We start from the raw sequence: 20,258 nt of genomic DNA on the forward strand, positions 1-20,258 counted from the left end.
TTATTTTGAATAGCGGCTGTTGCGCTCGCCGACGGTCTTGCGGGCGAGTTTTGCCCACTCTTTGAGATCTTCTTCTTTCCACTCCAGACCGTTGTCCGAGGCCGAGGCCGAGATCATCGAGCAGGTTTCGTTCTTGTCTGCGATGTCCCACATCAGCACCGAGATGTTGTTTCGGTCAGCGAAATCCATCCACTGCTGCCATGACTCATAGTCGATCGGGCCATCGCCGGTGTGGTCCATCGAGCCGCATTCCGAAATGATCAGCGGCAGACCGGCATCAAGAGCCTTCTGAGCCTTCTCGCGGTTCCAGTCCTTATGGGTCCCGGCGTAGTAGTGGAGCGAATAGAGCAGGTTCGGAGCATCGACCGGATCTTCAGCGGCAATGTCCACGTCCTGGTCCCATTTGGGAGTGCCTACGATCACCACCGCATTGGGGGCGTTCTTGCGGATCACGGGAATCACCTCCTCGGCATAGTTCTTGATTTCCTGCCAGGGGATGTCGAGCGGCTCGTTCCAGATCTCATACAGTATGTTAGGGGTGTCACCGTACTTTTCTGTGATCACGGTGAAGAATTTCTTTGCGTCCTCCAGTGTGTTATTGTGCGAATGCCAGTCGCAGATGATATACATATCGTTTGCAATGGCCGCATCGATCACTTTCATGGCAAGGTTCACGGCATTTACAGAATCGAGGGAATAACCGTTGACACAGTCGCCTGAGGGATGTGCGCCGATAGCCGCACGGGTGATGTTGGCACCCCAGTTTTCCTTGAGCGCACGGACTGTCCCTTCATTGTAGAATCGGCCCCAGTTGCAGTGCCAGCCGAGCGAGGGCCCGTTGAGCACCATAGTGTCGCCTGCCTGGTTCAGAAGAGCCGTTCCGCTGACGTGGAGGGGGCTGACAAATGCCGATGTGCTGTCATTGTCTGTCGATTCGCTTTTTGCAGCAGTGCCTCCGCAACCCACCAGAGCGGAGAGCACTACTGCGGAAATAAATGTAGTAAATAATGTTTTCATACTTGAATAGTGATTCTTTATGGTTTGTGGAGCTTTGATTTATCATTATATCAAGGAGCCGGATCTCAGACAAGCATCTTGTGATGCTGATAGATCTCGCGGAACACCTTGGGGGAATTGCCTTTCTTCTTTTTGAATATACGGTTGAAGTTAGAGACGTTGTTGAAACCGCACTCATAACAGATCTCGGCAACAGACGTGGTCGAGTCGACGAGCTGACGGGAGGCATGGCCCAGACGGATGTCGATCACATAGTCTGAAATCGAGCGCCCGGTGCGCAGCTTGAAAAAGCGGCTGAATGCCGTGGGAGTCATTCCCACCAGATCTGCCAGGTCGTTCAGGCGTATGTCTTCTTTATAATGTTTGTTGATATGGTCCTGCACTTTCTGCACCCTACGGCTGTCGCCCGTCGGCTTGAGCGAGGCGAACGACGAGCTTGACAGCTTGCGGTAATGTCCGCCCTCGGCAAGTTCATAGAGTATCGACATCAGTTCGAGCATCCGGTAAAAACCTGATTCGATCTTGGTCAGATTGTCAAGTTTATGATAGACCTTCATGATGCTTTCCACTGTAAAGGCTATGCCGTTGGAACTGAGATCAAGCATCCGGCGGATGCTCGAAAGCTGGGTCTTGGCGAGAAACGACGAGCCGAAAAGGTCAGATGAAAATTGTATCGTTATCTCACGTATCTTGTCACTCATACACTCATGCTGCTCCCAGCCGTGTTCGATTCCGTTGCCGATAAGCACCAGGTCATACATCCCAAGTCTCTCTATGGAATCACCCACAACCCTACGCGCTCCGTCACAATTTGAAACAAAGTTCAACTCATACTCCTCATGGCGATGAATGGGGTATGTAAATCTGTCTTTATATCTGTCTATTAGATAGAAGCAATCTTTTTCAGACAGCGGCGTGATTTCGGTTATGATCTTGTTCATGGTCGAGACTCTATGTAGAAATAACAATAAGGCAGGTAAATCCTTTTGTCCGATTCAGGTTTTTAAAGGTTTGCTCACAAAGATAAACATTATTTTGATTATATTGCATAAAAATGTCACAAAGATGCTCAATTTGACTATTTTTGACACTTATTTGTTAAAAAAGTATCAATAATTCATCTGCGAGAACATAATTTTAGCACCTACGAGGCAAAACGTGCACAAACAAGCACATAAACGCACCCTCCGCCGGTCTCACCCCATATTCCGGACTCGCCCGCCACAGACAGCCATAATGCAACAGATCGCTATAATATAGGTATATATACATTAATTAAATAGCCGAAAATTTGTTATTGCCGCCGTGATGTCGTACTTTTGTAGAGTTTTAGCGCTATCAATCTATCACAACTAACTAAAATGAAGAATTTCCTCATCTCGTTTCTCGGTGCGCTTGCAGGTATCTGGTTCTCCCTCTTCCTTGCTGTCATCGGCATTTTCATAGTCATAGCAGCCGCTATGGCATCGTCAGGCGGCAACACCACAGTCAACGTCAGCAACAACTCCGTGCTCTGCGTCGATCTCTCAGGAACCATCTATGACCGTGCCCCGAAAATCGACATCCGGGAAGCAATCCGCGGTGGAGGACTTGAGAAAAACGCCCAGGTGCTCGCCGACATCACCGGAGCAGTCACCGCAGCAGCCTCCGATGACCGCATTGAAGGCATAGTCATGAACTGCAGCGGCGTATCAGCCGGAATCGCTCAGCTTACCGCCATCATCGAAGCACTGAAAGACTTCAAGAAGAATGCCCCTGAGAAATGGATCTACGCATATGCCGATGCATATACCCAGGGCGACTACTATGTGGCATCGGTGGCCGACAGTGTCTTCATCAACCCCGTCGGAATGGTAGAAATCAGCGGCCTCAGCCTTTCATCGCTTTACTACAAGAGACTGCTTGACAAACTCGGAGTCGACATGCAGGTAGTTAAAGTCGGCACCTACAAAAGCGCCGTCGAACCTTATCTCCTCGACAAAATGAGCGACCCGGCTCGCGAACAGGCGCAACTCTTCCTCAAAAACATCTGGAACGACATCTGCACCACCATCGCCGATGCCCGCGGAGTCACCGTTGCCGATGTCAACAAATGGGCCGATGATTTTGTGTTTACAAAAGACGCCTCCACATATAAAGACCTCAAAATCGTCGACGGACTCCTCTACCGCCACGAATTCGACCGCAAGATCGCCGACCTCACCGGATGCGACAAAATAAAAGACATAAAAACCATAACCACAGCCCAGTATGCCAAAGTCGCCGACACCGGCAAGGTGGGCAGCGGCAAAGGCGCCAACATTGCCGTGCTCTATGCCACAGGCGAGATTACCGATAACAGCGGCAACGGCATCGTAGCCTCGGAACTGGTACCCGAAATCCTTGAACTTGCTGAAGACAACGACATCGACGGCCTCATCATGTATGTGAACTCGCCCGGAGGAAGCGCCTTCGCATCCGAACAGATCTGGGAAGCGCTTGAACAATACAAGAAGCTGACCGGCAATCCCTTCTACGTCTCTATGGCTGACTATGCCGCCTCCGGAGGTTACTACATCAGCTGCGGAGCCGACCGCATATTCGCCCAGCCCGTCACTCTCACCGGATCAATAGGTATCTTCGGTATGATCCCAGACTTCAGCGGACTCGTGAATGACAAGATCGGCATCGGCGTATCAACCGTGACCACCAACGCCAACAGCAACTTCCCTACCATCCTTGAACCGATGACCGAAGCGCAGAAAACCTCCATGCAGGCCTATGTCAACAGAGGCTATGAACTCTTCACCTCGCGTTGCGCCGAAGGCCGCGGCATGTCGCAGGACTCAATCAAGGCAATCGGCGAAGGCCGCGTGTGGGACGGAACCGAAGCCCTGAAACTCGGCCTGGTCGACGAACTCGGAGGTCTTGACACGGCATTGGCGGCAATGGCCAGGCAGCTCAACGTAGAGTCATACACTGTCCACTCCTACCCCGTGGCCAAAGACAAATGGTATGACCTGCTCCTTGAAGCCGGAATCGAAGACATCAAGGCTGCCATCATGCGCCAGGAACTCGGCGAAATGTGCTCACTCTATGACGCTATCCGCCAGGTCAAAGGCATGTCGGTGCTCCAGTGCCGCATGGAATTCACAAAAGTGAATCTCTGAAACAACCTCTAAAAAACAATTATTCAGTGGCCCGCAACAAACTTCTATCAATGCTCCTGCTCTATCCGATCTCGAAACTCTACGGGATCGGAATGGTGGTGCGCAACAAAATGTTTGACTACGGCGTTCTGAAGCAGCAGGAATTTGACATCCCGATCGTAGTCGTCGGAAACCTCGCAATGGGAGGCACCGGAAAGACTCCCCACGTCGAATACATAGTCGAATCACTATTGGGGAAATACAACATCGGTGTGCTCTCACGCGGCTACCGGCGCGCCACCAAAGGCTTCGTCCTCGCCTCTCCACAGTCACGCCCTGAGGACATCGGCGATGAATCCTATCAGATCTACCGCAAATTCGGCCCGGACATCACTGTCGCTGTCTGCGAAAAACGCTCAGAAGGCATCCGCCAGATGCGAGAGATCAACCCCGATCTCAACATGATTATCCTTGACGACGCCTTCCAGCACCGCTACGTCAAACCGTCGGTATCCGTCATCCTGACCGAATACAACCGCCCGATATTCAACGACAAAATTCTCCCCTACGGGCGCCTGCGCGAATCGGCCCGCGCTCTCAACCGGGCCGACATAGTGGTAGTGACAAAATGCCCGATCGATATGAAGCCGATGCACTACCGGCTTTTCGAAGAGAACCTAAAGCTCTTCCCCTTCCAGAAACTCTACTTCTCGCGTTACAACTACGGACATCTCGTGCCCATATTCCCCGAAGAGACCGCTGACATCCCGGCCCTTGACTGCCAGAAAGCCGACACGGCGATCCTCGTCATCACCGGAGTGGCCAACCCCAAGCCATTTGTCCGCTTCCTCCGTCGCCACAAAGCCAAGGTCAAGCTCAAACGCTTCACCGACCACCACAATTTCACGGCCTCTGACATGGATGACATCACCCGTCTCTTCGACGAACTGCCATCCGACAACAAATTCATCGTCACCACCGAGAAAGATGCCGTGCGCATACTCAACAACCCCTATTTTCCCCACCGCCTCAAAAGGTCAATCTTCTACGTACCCATCAAAGTAGAATTCATTGACCGCGGAGAGACCGAATTTACAGCCGGAATAGAGAAAACCATCCGTGACTCACGTTTGTTTAAATCCTGAGCCCTTTTTCCATCCAGGCAACTCAACTGAAAAGAAACAAAGTTAATCGAGTATAATCATCAATACCATTCCCCTTATGTTAGAACAAATCAACCAGACGGCCGACTTTCTGCGCTCGAAAGTAGCCGATATGCCCAAAACCGCCATCATACTCGGCACAGGTCTTGGAGCTCTTGTAGACCACATGGACGACAAACTGTTCATCCCCTACTCCGAAATCCCCAACTTCCCCGTATCTACAGTCGAAGGCCACAGCGGCAACCTCATCTTCGGCACACTCGGCGGCAAGAAAGTAATCGCCATGCAAGGCCGTTTCCACTACTACGAAGGCTATGACATGAAGCAGGTCACCTTCCCCGTGCGCGTATTCAAGGCCCTCGGAGTCGACACCCTATTCGTAAGCAACGCCTCAGGAGGCATGAACAAGGAATTCGTTGTCGGCGACGTAATGGTCATCACCGACCACATCAACCTCTTCCCTGAAAATCCCCTCCGAGGCAAAAACTACAACGAACTCGGCACCCGCTTCCCGGCCATGACCAACGCCTATGACAAGGAACTCATCTCGCTCGCCGACACCATCGCCGCCGAGAAAAACATCCGACTCATGCACGGCGTCTACGTCGGAGTGACAGGCCCCACCTTCGAGACTCCCGCCGAATATGAATACTACCGCATCATCGGCGGCGACTGCGTTGGCATGTCGACCGTACCTGAAGTGATCGTGGCAAACCATGCAGGCATGAGAGTATTCGGCCTCTCCGTAATCACCGACCTCGGCGGAAAAGACGTCACCCAGGTGCCGACTCACGAAGAAGTGCAGCAAGCAGCTCTCATCGCACAGCCCAAATGCCTTGAGATCATGAAAGAACTTGTCAACCGTTTCTGACACAGCCAGCCGACAGAAATTATGGAGATTTCACAACTCGGCGAATTCGGACTGATCGACCGCCTGACCCAGGATCTGGAAAACGTCAATGCGTCTACCCTCAAGGGTGTGGGCGACGACTGCGCCGTGATCCGCAACCACGACACAGACATACTGGTCACCACCGACCTCCTGCTTGAGGGCGTGCACTTTGACCTGACCTATATGCCCCTGAAACACCTCGGCTACAAATCGGCAATCGTAAACTTTTCTGACGTCTACGCCATGAACGGCACACCGCGTCAGATCACCGTTTCACTCGGCATATCCAAGCGCTTCACTGTAGAGCACATTGAAGAGCTCTTTGCCGGAATCCGCCTCGCATGCCGGATCTACGGCGTAGACCTCATAGGTGGCGACACCACCTCTTCGCGTCAGGGACTCGTCATCTCGATCACCTGTATCGGAGAAGCTCCGGCCGACAAAATAGTCAGCCGCTCCGGAGCCAAAGACACAGACCTGATCTGCGTCTCAGGCGATCTCGGAGCCGCCTACATGGGCCTCCAGCTCCTTGAACGCGAAAAAACCGCCTCTGCAGGCCGCCCGGACTTCATCCCTCAGTTCGAAGGCAAGGAGTATCTCGTAGAGCGACAACTCAAACCCGAAGCTCGGCGCGACATCATCGAAGAACTGGCCAAAGCCGGAATCGTGCCCACCGCAATGATGGACATCAGTGACGGACTCAGTTCCGAACTGCTCCACATCTGCAAGCAGAGCGACGCCGGATGCCGCATCTACGAAGACCGCATCCCCATCGACTATCAGACTGCCATCATGGCCGAAGAACTCGGCATGAATCTCGTCACCGCCGCCCTTAACGGCGGAGAAGACTATGAACTTCTGTTCACCGTGCCGCTCCACTGCCATGACCAGATCGAGAAACTGCCGGGCGTAAAACTCATAGGCCATATAACCAAACCCTCGCTCGGCTGCGCCATGATCACCCGCGACGGCACCGAAATACCCCTCCGTGCCCAGGGATGGAACCCGCTTGCTGCAACTGATCCAGTGGTCGAAAGTCCTGAGAAAGAGGCTTAAGTCTCCACCCTCAGACAGTCAACATTCCGAAAACCTCCACGGCTTTAACTTTTATTATCATAAGCCGCCTAAACCTTAAATGGTGAGATTGTTCTAATTCAATATAGCGACATTCTCACCATTTATTTTTTTACAGTCATGAGAAGAATCTTACAAACCCTGTCAATCGCACTGCTTGCCATCATTCTCTCCATTCCATGCATGGAAGCCCAGAGCCGCAGCCGTGAAAGCCGTGAAGGTCGCGGAAACCGTACCGAGCGTACATCTTCTCCGCGAGGAAGCCATAAGAACAACAGCAGCAACAACCGCGGAGGGCACTCATCCTCTCACAATACTCGCCCGAACTCCTCACGCCCCACCAACCGACGCCCTGATATAACCCCGGCCAACGGCGGCAACAACCATCGTCCCGACAACAACGGCCGTCCAAACATCGGAAACGGCAACAACCATCGTCCCGGTAACAACGGTCACCGTCCCGGCATCGGAAACGGCAACAACCATCGTCCCGGTAACAACGGTCACCGTCCCGGCATCGGAAACGGCAACAACCATCGTCCCGGTAACAACGGTCACCGTCCCGGCATCGGAAACGGCAACAACCATCGCCCCGGTAACAACGGCCACCGTCCCGGCATCGGAAACGGCAACAACCATCGTCCCGGTAACAACGGCCACCGTCCCGGCATCGGCCACCATCCCGCGCCACGGCCACCCCATGTAGCGCCACCCCATCGCCCCTACCGCCCTGTCATGGCCCGTCCACACCACCGTCCAATGCCGCCTCGCGGCTGGAGACCGGCCGGACGCATCCCTGTGATCCGCGGCATTCTCGGCCTTACATTCGGCAGTGCCATCAACATCTCGCTTGACTACCTGCTCTCGTCAGGCTACAACGTCGACGGATACACCAACGACATCGTCTACCTGCGCAACGTCAGCGCCATGAACTACGTATGGACCGATGGAGCCCTCTATTATGGAACTCACGGACTTGACGCATCGTCATTCTACTATTCAACTCCACGCTACGACCTTGCCCGCTACAACAATGTCTACAATTCACTTGTAGCCACCTACGGCATGCCTGTCTCGGTCAGCAACACCCCCGGTTCCATCGGAGCCACATGGTTCGGAGGCAACAACGGTTACATCACCCTCTCCTTCGGTTCAAATACAATGAACGGACGTCTCCGCTACCTCACCACCCTCACCTACGGACTCTGATCCACCCCCCACACACCAAAAAATCAACCGAGGCTCCACGGCAGCAGTCACCGTGGAGCCTCGGTTGATTTTTCAGACACCGGATTAAGAGCCATATTCCAAGGAGCGCCTCAGCAACCTCGCCCCCCGAAGCTCCTACTGGTGCGACACCTTATAATATAATACAAGAGCGATAATCGTATAGAGTATATTCGGAATCCACATTGCCACCATTGGCGAAGTGTAGCCTGAGATCGCAAAGGTCGAGGTCACTGTCATGAACAGGATATAACTGAAACTCAACACGAGCCCGATGCCGATATTGACACCCATGCCCCCCTTGATCTTGCGCGATGACAGCGACATGCCGATGACGGTAAGAATAAACGCAGCCGCCGTCATGGCATAGCGCTTGTGGTTTTCAATCTCGAATGACTTTATGTTGGCCACTCCCCTCTCCTTCTGGCGCGAGATGTACTCACGCAAGGCCGGCGAGGTCATGGTCTCATGGTCATTCTTAGATATCAGGAAGTCACGCGGCTCGATTGGAATTATGGTATCCAGACGTGAACCGCGGCGGATCGTCTCGCGCTGGCCGTCGAAATCGCGGATCATATAGTCACGCACGGTCCAGTTGTGGAGCGTGTCCCACTTGATGGTCTGCGCCGTCAGACGCGAAACAAGCTTCTTGTCCTCGAATGATTCGAGCGAGAACTTGTAGCCCGTCTTCTGTGAATTGTTGAACGACTGCATGTATGCGATCTCGCCTTTGGCCACCTGCAGCTGTATGTTCGAACCGAAATCCACACGCTTGTTTTTCACATAGGTGTTGGTATATTCTATTCGCTTGACATTGGCCGGAGGGATGATATAGGCGCTCAGCATATATGTGGCCGCGGCGATGACAGTCGCACTCACAAGATAGGGTCTCAGCAGACGCCTATAGCTCATTCCGGTCGACAGCATGGCTATGATCTCGGAATTGTCGGCCAGCTTGGAAGTGAAGAAAATCACCGCGATAAAAGTGAATAGCGGACTGAACTGATTGGCAAAGTAAGGCAGGAAGTTCAGAAAATAGTCAAACACCGTGGCTTTCAGGGGCGCTTTCAGGAAGGCATCAAGCTTTTCGTTGATGTCAAACATCACCGTGATCGCCAGAATGAGCATAATGGCAAACACGTAAGTACCGAGAAATTTGCGGATTATATACCAGTCAAGTATTTTCAAAACTTCAGATATTCAAAGAAATCAGACATGGCTGAGAAAAAACTCTGTCAGAGTGTGGCCACGGTCAGAGCCTGCGGGTCACACACTCAAGCATCTCGCGCTTCCAGCTGCTGAAATCACCGGCCATGATATGGCGGCGGGCTTCTTCAACGAGCCAAAGATAGAACGCAAGGTTATGGATCGAGGCTATCTGCATGGCGAGAATCTCATCGGCTATGAAGAGATGGCGCACATAGGCCTTGGTGTAGGCTGTGTCGACATAGCTCGGACCGTCTTCCTGCAGCGGAGAGAAATCATCGGCCCACTTGCGGTTGCGCATGTTCATGATGCCGTGGCGGGTGAAGAGCATGCCGTTGCGACCGTTGCGGGTAGGCATCACGCAGTCCATCATATCAACGCCGCGGTCAATCGCCTCAAGTATATTGGCCGGAGTGCCTACGCCCATCAGATAACGCGGACGGTCTGCGGGCAGAATGTCATTGACCACCTCGATCATCTCATACATCACCTCGGCCGGCTCGCCTACGGCAAGACCGCCGATGGCATTTCCGTCGGCTCCGAGATCGGCCACGAACTTAGCCGACTCGCGGCGCAGATCGGGATATGTCACACCCTGCACAATCGGGAAATAAGCCTGGCTGTAGCCATACTTGCCTTCAGTTTCCTTGTAGCGCTTCCATCCGCGGGCAAGCCAGCGGTGGGTAAGATCAAGTGACTTGCGGGCATATGAGCGCTCGGCTGTGCCCGGAGGGCATTCGTCAAGCGCCATCATGATGTCGGCACCGATCGAACGCTCTATGTCTACCACCTTTTCCGGAGTGAACAGGTGCTTCGATCCGTCAATGTGAGAGCGGAACCATGCGCCCTCTTCGGTCAGCTTTCTGTTGGCCGAGAGCGAAAACACCTGAAAACCGCCGCTGTCGGTCAGAATCGGGCGGTCCCATCCGTTGAACTTGTGCAGACCGCCGGCCTTTTCGAGAATCTCGATGCCGGGGCGCAGATAGAGATGATATGTATTGCCGAGAATGATCTGGGCCTTCACATCCTCGCGCAGTTCGCGCTGATGCACAGCCTTGACACTGCCGACTGTCCCTACGGGCATGAAAATCGGAGTGCGGATCTCGCCGTGGTCAGTAGTGATCAGACCGGCGCGGGCGGCCGTGCCGGGAGCGGTAGCTTCTAACTTGAAATCCATTGCTGATTCTGATTTGTGAATGATTCAGAGCCGGTGATCAGGGACGCACCTCAAAGAAAGGTATGTCGACCAGCTTCATGTCAAACACCAGAGTTGAATAGGGGGGTATGACACCCGAACCTGACGAGCCGTAGCCGAGATTGTAGGGGATCACCACACGGGCGCTGTCGCCCACACGCATGTCAAGCAGTGCGATGGTCCATCCCTGGATCACGCTTGAGGGCTGTGTGCGGAAAAGGCTGTCGCCGTATGACGCTGTCTGAAGATACGACGAGTCAAAAGGCACGTCATTGTAGAGACGTCCTATATATTTCACGTCGACAGTCGAGTTCAGCATCGGCGAGAGGTTGCCTACTGTCTTGCTGCGGTCATTGAGGTAACGGATCAGCACGTTGGCCGAAGTGTTCCATGCCGGAGTCAGCGTCTGGTATATGTTTCCGTCAGGCCCCATTGCAAAGCGCTGCTCGTCATAGAACGCCACGTTTGCCTCGCGCCATTCGGAATAGTCTTCCCAAGTGTTGTCATCGTTGCAGGCCACAAAGGCTGCGCCTGTAAGCAATACGCACACTATGGTTTGAAAAAGCTTTCGCATAGATTTTTTTTAGACTTTTATTATAGAACACCTGTTCTCTAAACTATCCTCCTCAGAGGATGCCTTAGAATTTCACTTCCGGAGCACGCTGGGCGGCGTCGTCAGCCTTGAACTGGGGCTGGGGTTCGAATCCGAACCATCCGGCATAGATGTTCGTGGGAAACTTCTTTATCGAGGTGTTGTAGTCGGCTACGGTCTGGGTGTAGCGGCCGCGGGCGGTCGCTATACGGTTTTCAGTGCCTTCAAGCTGCACCTGCAAATCGCGGAAATTCTCGTTAGCTTTCAGATCGGGATAGGCCTCGCTGACAGCCAGGAGCGATTTCAGCGCGCCTGTGAGCTGGTTCTGTGCCTCCTGAAACTTGGCGAGAGTCTCCTCGTTGAGTTCCTCGGCATTGATATTGACCGATGTGGCGGCCGCGCGGGCCTGGGTCACCTTCTCAAGGGTCTCGCTTTCGTGAGTGGCATAGCCTTTCACTGTGGCCACAAGATTGGGAATCAGGTCAGAACGGCGCTGATACTGGTTCTGCACTTCAGCCCATGACTGCTCTACCTGCTGGTTTTTCTCTACAAGCGAGTTGTAGTTGCATGAAGAGAACAGCGGCATCATCATGACGGCGAGTATCAGATGTTTCAGAAACTTCATTTTCATTATCTATTAAGTGGGGAAAGAGTTGTTTTTTTCAAAGGATGTGTAATCTGTTTTCGCAAGCCTGGGCCAGCTCCTGGTCAGGCGAGCTTGCGGAGAAGCGCGTTGAGCGACACCTGAGAGTGGATGAGCGAGTGAAGATCTTCAATCCTGACGCGCTTCTGCTCCATTGAGTCACGTTCGCGGAGGGTGACAGTGTTGTCTTCAAGAGTCTGGTGGTCAACGGTAATGCAGAACGGGGTGCCGATGGCATCCTGACGGCGGTAGCGCTTGCCGATCGAGTCTTTTTCCTCATAGTGGGTGGAGAAGTCGAACTTAAGTTCGTTGACGATCTCGCGGGCCTTGTCAGGCAGACCGTCCTTGCGCACCAAAGGCATCACGGCACACTTGACAGGAGCGAGGGGAGCGGGCAGGTGGAGCACCACTCGCTTGTCGCCGCCTTCGAGTTCCTGCTCCTCATAGGCTGAGCAGAGCACGCTGAGAAACATGCGGTCAACGCCGATAGAGGTCTCGATCACATAGGGTGTGTAGCTTTCATTGAGCTCCGGATCGAAATACTGGATTTTCTTGCCGGAGAACTTCTCATGCTGCGAGAGGTCGAAGTTGGTTCGGGAGTGGATACCTTCCACTTCCTTGAAGCCGAACGGCATCTGGAATTCGATGTCAGTGGCGGCGTTGGCATAGTGGGCCAGCTTTTCGTGGTCGTGGTAGCGGTATTTTTCATCGCCGAGGCCGAGAGCCTTGTGCCAGCGCAGACGGAATTCTTTCCAGGTCTTGAACCATTCCATTTCCGAGCCGGGGCGCACGAAAAACTGCATTTCCATCTGTTCGAACTCTCTCATGCGGAAGATGAACTGGCGGGCCACAATCTCGTTACGGAAGGCCTTGCCAATCTGAGCGATACCGAATGGGATGCGCATGCGGCCGGTCTTCTGCACGTTGAGATAGTTGACAAAGATGCCCTGGGCTGTCTCCGGACGCAGGTAGACGGTCATTGCGCCGTCAGCAGTAGAGCCCATTTCGGTTTTGAACATGAGGTTGAACTGACGCACCTCTGTCCAGTTCTTGGTCCCTGAGATGGGGCATACGATCTCCTCGTCGATGATGATTGCGCGGAGTTCGTCAAGATCGCCGTCGTTCATAGCCTTTGCAAAACGTTCGTGGAGAGCGTCGCGCTTGGCCTGATATTCAAGCACACGGCCGTTGGTCTGACGGAACATGTCTGCGTCGAATGACTCGCCGAAACGTTTGGCGGCTTTGGCCACTTCCTTTTCGATCTTGTCTTCGATCTTGGCGATCTGCTCTTCGATGAGCACATCGGCGCGGTAGCGCTTCTTGGAGTCGCGGTTGTCAATCAGGGGGTCATTGAAGGCATCCACATGGCCCGAAGCTTTCCAGATGGTCGGGTGCATGAAAATAGCGGAGTCGATACCCACGATATTCTCATGAAGCAGCGTCATCGAATCCCACCAGTAGCGCTTGATGTTGTTCTTGAGCTCAACGCCGTTCTGGCCGTAGTCATAGACCGCCGAGAGACCGTCATAAATTTCGCTTGACTGAAACACGAAGCCATATTCTTTGGCATGGCTTACTATCTTTTTGAAAACTTCGTCTTGTGTTGCCATTTTTTGAGATTGTTTTAGAAGTTGCAAAGATAGTAAAAATTTCCGACTCCTCTCTGTCTCAGGCCCATTTTCAATTCAAAATGCCTTGCAGACAATGGCTGCTTTGGGGCTGATATTCGCCAAAAGCGGCAAAAATGAAAAATATTCTTAACAGGCACCCTTTAACTGCTAAAAAATGCTTATATTTGCAAAAATATTATACTCTGCACCAAAATGCGGGATGATTGTTTAATATACTGTACACATATCCGGATTCATGAAAACCACAATAAACATATCAATATTGACCATTGCGATCGGGGGACTCATATGGCTCCTGACCGCCTGCTCGGCTGCTCCCGCCGAGACCCCGATAGTCACCGTCAGCATCGAGCCGCAGAAATATATGCTCGAACAGATCACCGGCGACAAGGTAGACATCAGAACTCTGATAGCCAACGGCGCCAATCCGGAAAACTACGATCCGTCGCTGACCCATATAATGAATCTCCGCAAGTCAATCGGCTTTCTGCGCATGGGCAATATCGGTTTCGAGGCCGCGCTTCTCGACAAGATTCGCCAGGAAGACCCCGAACTGCCTATATTCAACACCTCGGAGGGGGTGGTCCCGGTGACCGGTACCCACAGCCACGGTCACGGTCACGGCGCAGTGCATCATGAGGAAATCGACCCCCACACCTGGACCTCCGTCAAAAATGCAAAAATAATTGTAAGAAACATGCTCGACGCGATGGTAAAGATTGACCCCTCGAACAAGGATTACTACCGTCGCAACTATGAGCGCTTCGCCCAGCGGCTCGACTCGCTTGACCGCGACTTCGAGAGCCGTCTCGCATCACATGCGGGAGAGCATTTCATGGTATGGCACCCCTCGCTCAGCTATTTCGCCCGTGACTACGGACTGGAACAGATCACTGCAGGAAACGCCGAGAACAAGGAAAGTTCCCTGACCATGCTCCGCAAAACGATTGACCACGCTGACAGCCATTCGGCCAGCATATTCTTCTACCAGAAAGATCTTGACAGCCGTCAGGCCGAAGTGCTCAGTGACCAGCTCGGCCTGCGCAAGGTCAGCATCAATCCGCTCTCCTATGACTGGGAGGCTGAAATGTGTGCGATAACAGACGCCATTACAGCCGATTGACACCCGCCCAGTCTTTCTGCATGATTCTCACAGAATTTTCACACCCGTCATGGAAAACAAGGAAAAGGAAATCATCATATCACTCCGCGATATCTGCAAAAAATGGGATGACAAGATTGCACTTGAAGACATCAACTTCGATGTGCACCGCGGAGATTTCATAGCCATCACAGGCCCCAACGGCGGCGGCAAGACAACCCTGCTGCGCATATTGCTGCGCCTTCTCAAGCCCACAAGCGGCTCCGTTACCTACTTCCGCCACGGAAAAGCCGTCGATGATCTTTCGATCGGCTACCTTCCGCAAAAAAACATGATAGACTCCCGCTTCCCTATCAGCGTGGAGGAGGTCATCGCCTCAGGACTCATAGCCGAATCGCCCGGCAAGGAGGAGATGCGCCGCAGAGTCAGCGAGGTCACAAAGCTGATGGGCCTCGAAAACCATTCGTCGCAGACCATCGGCAACCTGTCAGGCGGACAGCTCCAGCGCGCGCTTTTAGGCCGGGCCATCATAGCCAGGCCGCGGGTACTGGTGCTTGACGAGCCTCTGAGCTATGTCGACAAGCGCTTCGAGCATTATATCTACGATCTTGTGGCCGAACTCTCACACTCCACTACCCTGCTGCTCGTCTCTCACGAGATGTCGACAATAGCAGGAATGGCCAACCGGCATCTGATAATAGACCACCGGCTGACCGAATGTCATTCAAGCCACCATCAGGTGCATTACGACTGCGACGACGATGACGGATCGTCCATGTGAAGCGCATGGCCCATGCGCTGCTGCTTGGTGAGCATGTAGCGCAGGTTATATCTGTTGGGGGCTATCTCTATGCCCACATTTTCCACTACTTCAAGACCATAGCCTTCCAGGCCGATACGCTTGACAGGGTTGTTGGTGATCAGACGCATTTTCTCTATGCCGAGTTTGCGGAGAATCTGTGCGCCTACGCCATAGTCGCGCTCGTCGGCTTTGTGGCCGAGATGGAGATTGGCGTCTACGGTGTCAAGACCTTCTTCCTGAAGCTTGTAGGCTCTGATTTTTTCCATCAGCCCAATACCGCGGCCTTCCTGATTGAGATAGACGATGGCTCCGCGGCCTTCTTTTTCGATAAGCTGCATGGCTTTGTGGAGCTGCTCTCCGCAGTCGCAGCGCATCGAACCGAAAATGTCGCCTGTGGCACATGAGGAGTGAACTCTGACAAGCACCGGATCTGAGCCGCTGACATCGCCCTTAATGAGCGCGATGTGCTCCAGTCCGTTGCTCTTCTGGCGGAAAGGTATCAGACGGAAATGGCCGTAGGCTGTAGGCATGTCGACCTCCACACCCTCCTCCACCAGCGATTCTTTCTGCAGGCGATAGGCAATGAGATCACGGATCGACACCAGCTTCAGTCCCCACTCGTCGGCCTTGCGGCGCAGCTGAGGCAGGCGGGCCATCGTACCGTCTTCATTGAGAATCTCTATCAGCGAGGCCGCTGGCTGCAGGCCGGCAAGGCGCGCAAGGTCAATGGCGGCTTCCGTATGGCCGGAACGTCGGAGCACTCCGGCATCCTGGGCATAGAGCGGATGGACGTGGCCCGGACGGCCGAACATATCAGGAGTGGAAGCCGGATCGGCAAGCGCGCGGATTGTCGCGGCGCGGTCATGGGCCGAGACTCCGGTGGTGCAGCCAGGGAGCAAGTCAACCGTCACGGTGAAGGGTGTTCCGAGCATCGAAGTGTTGTCCTCGACCTGACGGCTGAGGCCAAGCTCGCGACAGCGCGAGAGCGAAAGCGGCGAACAGAGTTCTCCGCGGGCGTTGGTGATCATGAAATTGACATGATCAGCGGTCACTTTCTCAGCTGCAATTATCAGATCGCCCTCGTTCTCGCGATCCTCATCATCGACAACTATCACGAACTTGCCTTCGCGGAAGTCGGCAATCGCGTCTTCTATACGGTCTAACTTTATATTATCCATGATTTTATTTCAGGTAATTTATGATTGTATCAGAGGGGGGGAGGCGGATTCCGGGAGCGTTTTCAGCAACCTCCGTCAATCCTTGTCAATAAGTTTAATGAGTTCATCGGCCACTTTGTTGACAGTGGCAAGCTCCGCGCGCAGGTCGGTCTGAGTCTTGCGTCCGTAGAGCCACACAGGCACACCGGCGGGAAACAGCACGATCATCAGGCGCGACAGCCAGGTGCGGCGCGAGGGCTGCTGAAACCAGAGGCTGCGGAGAATAGGCATGTCCATGAGTTTGAGCACCACTAACTTCTCACGCGAGTTGGAGAGATATTCCACAGTAGCCTCGATGTTGTCACGCAGGCGGTGGAGACTGTCACGGTCATAGCCGCGGGTCCAGTAGTCGGCATATGACTGCTTTTCAGGATTATGAGAGAGATAGGCGGCAGTCTCGGCCTTGAGCGCCGCAAGGCGTTCGACGGCCACCTTGGGATCGACTTCAGCCATGACAAGCTCTTTCATCTCCACATGGCGCACCTCGCTGACTCCGAAGAAGCGGCGGAAGAAGTTGAGATAGGCATCTTTGTTGAATACGGCTGAGTCATTGACAGCCTTGTAGGTGAAGAATATGCCAAGGGGCAGGAGCACGGCGGCACTCAGCCACATGCCTTCCCAGACTTCCCATTTGCCGTCGCGGGCAAATTTGTAGCCCATGTTGTCAATGATGTAGTAGAAGATGAAGAGAAACACCGAGATCACCAGCGGTGTGCCCAGTCCGCCTTTGCGGATGATGGCACCGAGAGGCGCTCCGATGAAGAAGAAAATCACGCAGGCAAACGAGAGGGTGAACTTCTTCTGCAGTTCTATGGCATGGCGGCGGATGAGCTTCTGTTCTTCGGCCATTGTCTGGCTCTTGTATTTGTATTCCTCCAGAGTGCGCTCGGCCTTTGAGAGTGCCTGCGAGAGGTAGTTGATGCGCACGCCTGAAGATGATCCGCGGAACACGGAGTCGACATCCACGGGCCGGGCGAGCGCCACGTCGGGGCGGCGGAGCTTATAGTGGCGGCCCTCGTTGTCGGTCTTAGAGTCGTAGCGGCGCAGACCCATGTAGGGATACTCGCGGAGGGCAGTGCCGTAGATGTCGCCGATCGAGTCGACGCGATGGCTCATGGAGTCGATAGATGCCTGGAGCTCGGTCATGTTCTTGCCTACGTACTGGCTGCGCATGCCCTGCTCGTCCATTCGGTTGAAATTGGCGTCGAACTTCAGCATGATGTCTTTCTGGCTGAAGGACTCGCGGCGATAGGGGACATTGCGCATGTTTGAGGCGCCGGCATCGCGGATGTTTTCAAACGATTCGCCGTTCCACAGGCGCAGGAAGAGGTGGGTCTTGTCAGGCGTGATCGACATCTTGCCTGAGTCAGCCAGAATGATCGATGAGTTTTCAAAGCCTTTGGAGACGTCATAGATCATCATCTCGTAGAGCACACCGGTGTCGCGGTTTTTCTCCTGGACAAAAAGGTTGTAGCCGGGAATCTGATCGTAGAAAACGCCTTCAGGTATCTCCAGTTCGGGCGATTTCTGCCTCATGGAGTAAAGGAGGGTCCACATCTTGGTCTGGGCCACAGGAAGCACGTTGTTCTGAAAGAAAAAGGCTCCGGTGGCTATCATGACCATCAGGACGATGAGCGGGGCCATAGTGCGCAGAAGCGATATGCCGGAGGCCTTCATGGCTGTAAGCTCGAATTGCTCGCCGAGATTGCCGAAAGTCATCAGCGAGGCGAGCAGGATGGCAAGCGGCAGCGCCATCGGGATCATGGTGAGCGCCGCGTAGAAAAAAAGTTCGGCAATGACATCAACTCCGAGACCTTTGCCGACAAGATCGTCGATGTAGCGCCACAGGAATTGCATCAGAACTATGAACAGACAGATGCAGAACGTCATCATGAACAGAGGCACGAAGCTCTGCAGGATGAAGATGTCCATGCGCTTGATTCGAAACATAGCAATGACTGATGTGGTGTGATTGTTTTAAACCGGGGTTAATGGCTAACGCCCGCCATGCACCCTGCGGTTATACTGCGTGAGGGGAACATGACGGACGATTATGAATTTATCCAATAAGAAGCTTCTGCACAGAGGCTTACTTTATGCCGAGACGGGCTTTCACGAGGGGAGTGACGTCGGTCACATCGGTACCGGTGTAGAGCGACATGCCGTTCTCGAAGATGAAGGTGTAGTTGCCTTCGGCGCCTACGCTCTGGATGGCTTTCATGACGTTTTCCTGGATGGGGGCCATGAGCTGCTGCTGCTGGCGGCGGAGATCCTGGTCAGCTGTCTCGCGGAACTTCTGGATCTTGGCATCGAGTTCCTGCATTTCCTGTACGCGACGTTCCTTGATGGTTTCAGGAGTGCTTGCATCAAGTGCGTTGAATTCCTGATATTTCTTGTTGAATTCTTCCTGAAGCTTTGAAAATTCGTCCTGATACTTGTTAGAAGCAGCGGTCATCTGCTCCTGTACGGTCTTCATTTCGGGAAGAGATTCCATGAGCTCTGCGGTATTGACGGTGCCGAATTTCTGGGCGAAAACGCTCATGGGAAGCGCAATCATGATTGCGAGCAAAAATTTTTTAATCATCGTTTTATTGGTGCGTTGAATTTATATTTATCGGTTCGGATGACGGGCGCCTGACGGATTCAGCAATTTTTAATAAAATTAACCTGCCGGGGCGACTGAAACGTTGCAAAGATAGGGATTTTATTTGGAATAACCTAACTTTTCAAGAACCTCGTTGGAGACATCAATGCGCGGAGAGGCAAAGATTATGTCGGCTGCCGAGGCGCGGTCGAATATACACTGGTAGCCACGCTCTTCGGAAACTTTCTTGACGGCGTTGTAGACATCGTCCTGGATCGGCTTCATGAGCGACTGGCGCTTCTTGTAGAGCTCGCCGTCAGGGCCGAAATATTTCTGGCGCAGTTCAGCCGCCTGCTTCTCCTTGGCCACGATGGCCTCTTCTTTCTTTTTCTTCTGGTCATCGGTCAGGAAAACCATTTCATTCTGGTAGTTTTTGTAGAGAGTTTCGGCTTCCCTGGCCACTGACTCCACTTCTTTCTGCCAGCGCTGAGAGATCTGGTTGAGCTGTTCGTTGGCCATCTCGTAGGCCGGAACGTTGGAGAGAATGTAGTCCATGTCGACCAGAGCGAACTTCTGGGCCGAAGCGCCTGCGAAGCATGCAAGGACCAGTGCCAATGTCAGAAATATCTTTTTCATAAGCAGATTTGACTGTTTAGGGGTCGTACATTTGTACGGTTAAATGTTTTTGAATAAATTTATCTTCAAATATCAGGCATCACAAGCATGGAACAAGGCAGATTAGGGGGTGGCAAAACCCGTGACTAACGTTCAGTCCCCATGCTTTT

Annotated in this window: 18 protein-coding genes; 7 read left to right on the forward strand and 11 right to left on the reverse strand. The window is 53.2% G+C overall.

What is annotated here, in order from left to right; genetic code table 11:
- Together C5O23_RS04960 and C5O23_RS04965 are read right to left on the reverse strand one after the other, a co-directional pair.
- Positions 1-1,017, reverse strand: coding sequence for a glycoside hydrolase family 5 protein (locus tag C5O23_RS04960; RefSeq protein WP_107031838.1), 1,017 nt, complete (start codon positions 1,015-1,017; stop codon positions 1-3).
- A gap of 65 nt (positions 1,018-1,082) precedes the next feature.
- Positions 1,083-1,958 (reverse strand): AraC family transcriptional regulator, encoded by an 876-nt coding sequence (locus C5O23_RS04965; protein WP_107031839.1) that lies wholly within the window; start codon positions 1,956-1,958, stop codon positions 1,083-1,085.
- Positions 1,959-2,378: 420 nt separating this feature from the next.
- Between C5O23_RS04965 and sppA the strand changes: the two genes are divergently transcribed.
- From sppA to C5O23_RS04995, 5 genes are all read left to right on the forward strand, one after another.
- Complete coding sequence (gene sppA, locus C5O23_RS04975) at positions 2,379-4,166, forward strand: signal peptide peptidase SppA (protein WP_107031841.1); 1,788 nt, start codon at positions 2,379-2,381, stop codon at positions 4,164-4,166.
- 26 nt (positions 4,167-4,192) lie between these two features.
- The gene (gene lpxK / locus C5O23_RS04980) at positions 4,193-5,290 is read left to right on the forward strand and encodes a tetraacyldisaccharide 4'-kinase (protein ID WP_107031842.1); all 1,098 of its coding nucleotides are present in this window, start codon (positions 4,193-4,195) and stop codon (positions 5,288-5,290) included.
- 76 nt (positions 5,291-5,366) lie between these two features.
- Positions 5,367-6,179, forward strand: coding sequence for a purine-nucleoside phosphorylase (locus tag C5O23_RS04985; protein WP_107031843.1), 813 nt, complete (start codon positions 5,367-5,369; stop codon positions 6,177-6,179).
- Positions 6,180-6,200: 21 nt separating this feature from the next.
- Entirely contained in the window at positions 6,201-7,256 is a 1,056-nt protein-coding gene (gene thiL / locus C5O23_RS04990; RefSeq protein WP_107031844.1) for a thiamine-phosphate kinase, read from the forward strand.
- Positions 7,257-7,394: 138 nt separating this feature from the next.
- Positions 7,395-8,483: a hypothetical protein gene (locus C5O23_RS04995; RefSeq protein WP_133166506.1), complete on the forward strand. Its 1,089-nt coding sequence runs from the start codon at positions 7,395-7,397 to the stop codon at positions 8,481-8,483.
- A 135-nt stretch (positions 8,484-8,618) separates the two neighbouring features.
- Here C5O23_RS04995 and C5O23_RS05000 read toward each other — a convergent pair whose 3' ends face one another.
- The 5 genes from C5O23_RS05000 to C5O23_RS05020 form a co-directional block, all read right to left on the reverse strand.
- The gene (locus C5O23_RS05000) at positions 8,619-9,689 is read right to left on the reverse strand and encodes an LptF/LptG family permease (protein ID WP_369699867.1); all 1,071 of its coding nucleotides are present in this window, start codon (positions 9,687-9,689) and stop codon (positions 8,619-8,621) included.
- Positions 9,690-9,753: 64 nt separating this feature from the next.
- Positions 9,754-10,884 carry a tRNA guanosine(34) transglycosylase Tgt gene (gene tgt, locus C5O23_RS05005; RefSeq protein WP_107031847.1) on the reverse strand — a complete coding sequence of 377 codons (1,131 nt, stop codon included), beginning with the start codon at positions 10,882-10,884 and terminating at the stop codon, positions 9,754-9,756.
- Positions 10,885-10,921: 37 nt separating this feature from the next.
- Positions 10,922-11,476 (reverse strand): FKBP-type peptidyl-prolyl cis-trans isomerase, encoded by a 555-nt coding sequence (locus C5O23_RS05010; protein ID WP_107031848.1) that lies wholly within the window; start codon positions 11,474-11,476, stop codon positions 10,922-10,924.
- Positions 11,477-11,540: 64 nt separating this feature from the next.
- Complete coding sequence (locus C5O23_RS05015; protein ID WP_107031864.1) at positions 11,541-12,119, reverse strand: LemA family protein; 579 nt, start codon at positions 12,117-12,119, stop codon at positions 11,541-11,543.
- An 83-nt stretch (positions 12,120-12,202) separates the two neighbouring features.
- A complete protein-coding gene (locus C5O23_RS05020; protein WP_107031849.1) occupies positions 12,203-13,747 on the reverse strand; it encodes a glycine--tRNA ligase in 1,545 nt (514 codons plus the stop codon).
- A 256-nt stretch (positions 13,748-14,003) separates the two neighbouring features.
- Between C5O23_RS05020 and C5O23_RS05025 the strand changes: the two genes are divergently transcribed.
- Both C5O23_RS05025 and C5O23_RS05030 read left to right on the forward strand, forming a co-directional pair.
- Positions 14,004-14,891, forward strand: coding sequence for a metal ABC transporter solute-binding protein, Zn/Mn family (locus C5O23_RS05025; protein WP_107031850.1), 888 nt, complete (start codon positions 14,004-14,006; stop codon positions 14,889-14,891).
- A 49-nt stretch (positions 14,892-14,940) separates the two neighbouring features.
- On the forward strand, positions 14,941-15,651 hold the full coding sequence (locus C5O23_RS05030) for a metal ABC transporter ATP-binding protein (RefSeq protein WP_107031851.1): 711 nt from the start codon (positions 14,941-14,943) through the stop codon (positions 15,649-15,651).
- Here C5O23_RS05030 and C5O23_RS05035 read toward each other — a convergent pair.
- The 4 genes from C5O23_RS05035 to C5O23_RS05050 all read right to left on the reverse strand — a co-directional run bounded on the left by C5O23_RS05035 (position 15,615) and on the right by C5O23_RS05050 (position 20,109).
- Positions 15,615-16,850 carry a bifunctional 3,4-dihydroxy-2-butanone-4-phosphate synthase/GTP cyclohydrolase II gene (locus C5O23_RS05035; protein WP_107031852.1) on the reverse strand — a complete coding sequence of 412 codons (1,236 nt, stop codon included), beginning with the start codon at positions 16,848-16,850 and terminating at the stop codon, positions 15,615-15,617. The two genes, C5O23_RS05030 and C5O23_RS05035, sit on opposite strands and share 37 nt — an antisense overlap.
- 75 nt (positions 16,851-16,925) lie before the next feature.
- Positions 16,926-18,839: an LptF/LptG family permease gene (locus tag C5O23_RS05040; RefSeq protein WP_107031853.1), complete on the reverse strand. Its 1,914-nt coding sequence runs from the start codon at positions 18,837-18,839 to the stop codon at positions 16,926-16,928.
- A gap of 139 nt (positions 18,840-18,978) precedes the next feature.
- Positions 18,979-19,473, reverse strand: a complete 495-nt coding sequence (locus tag C5O23_RS05045) for an OmpH/Skp family outer membrane protein (protein WP_107031854.1) — start codon at positions 19,471-19,473, stop codon at positions 18,979-18,981.
- A gap of 120 nt (positions 19,474-19,593) precedes the next feature.
- Positions 19,594-20,109: an OmpH/Skp family outer membrane protein gene (locus C5O23_RS05050; RefSeq protein ID WP_107031855.1), complete on the reverse strand. Its 516-nt coding sequence runs from the start codon at positions 20,107-20,109 to the stop codon at positions 19,594-19,596.
- Positions 20,110-20,258: the final 149 nt, after the last annotated feature.

Source organism: Duncaniella muris, from assembly GCF_003024805.1.
Classification (GTDB): domain Bacteria; phylum Bacteroidota; class Bacteroidia; order Bacteroidales; family Muribaculaceae; genus Duncaniella; species Duncaniella muris.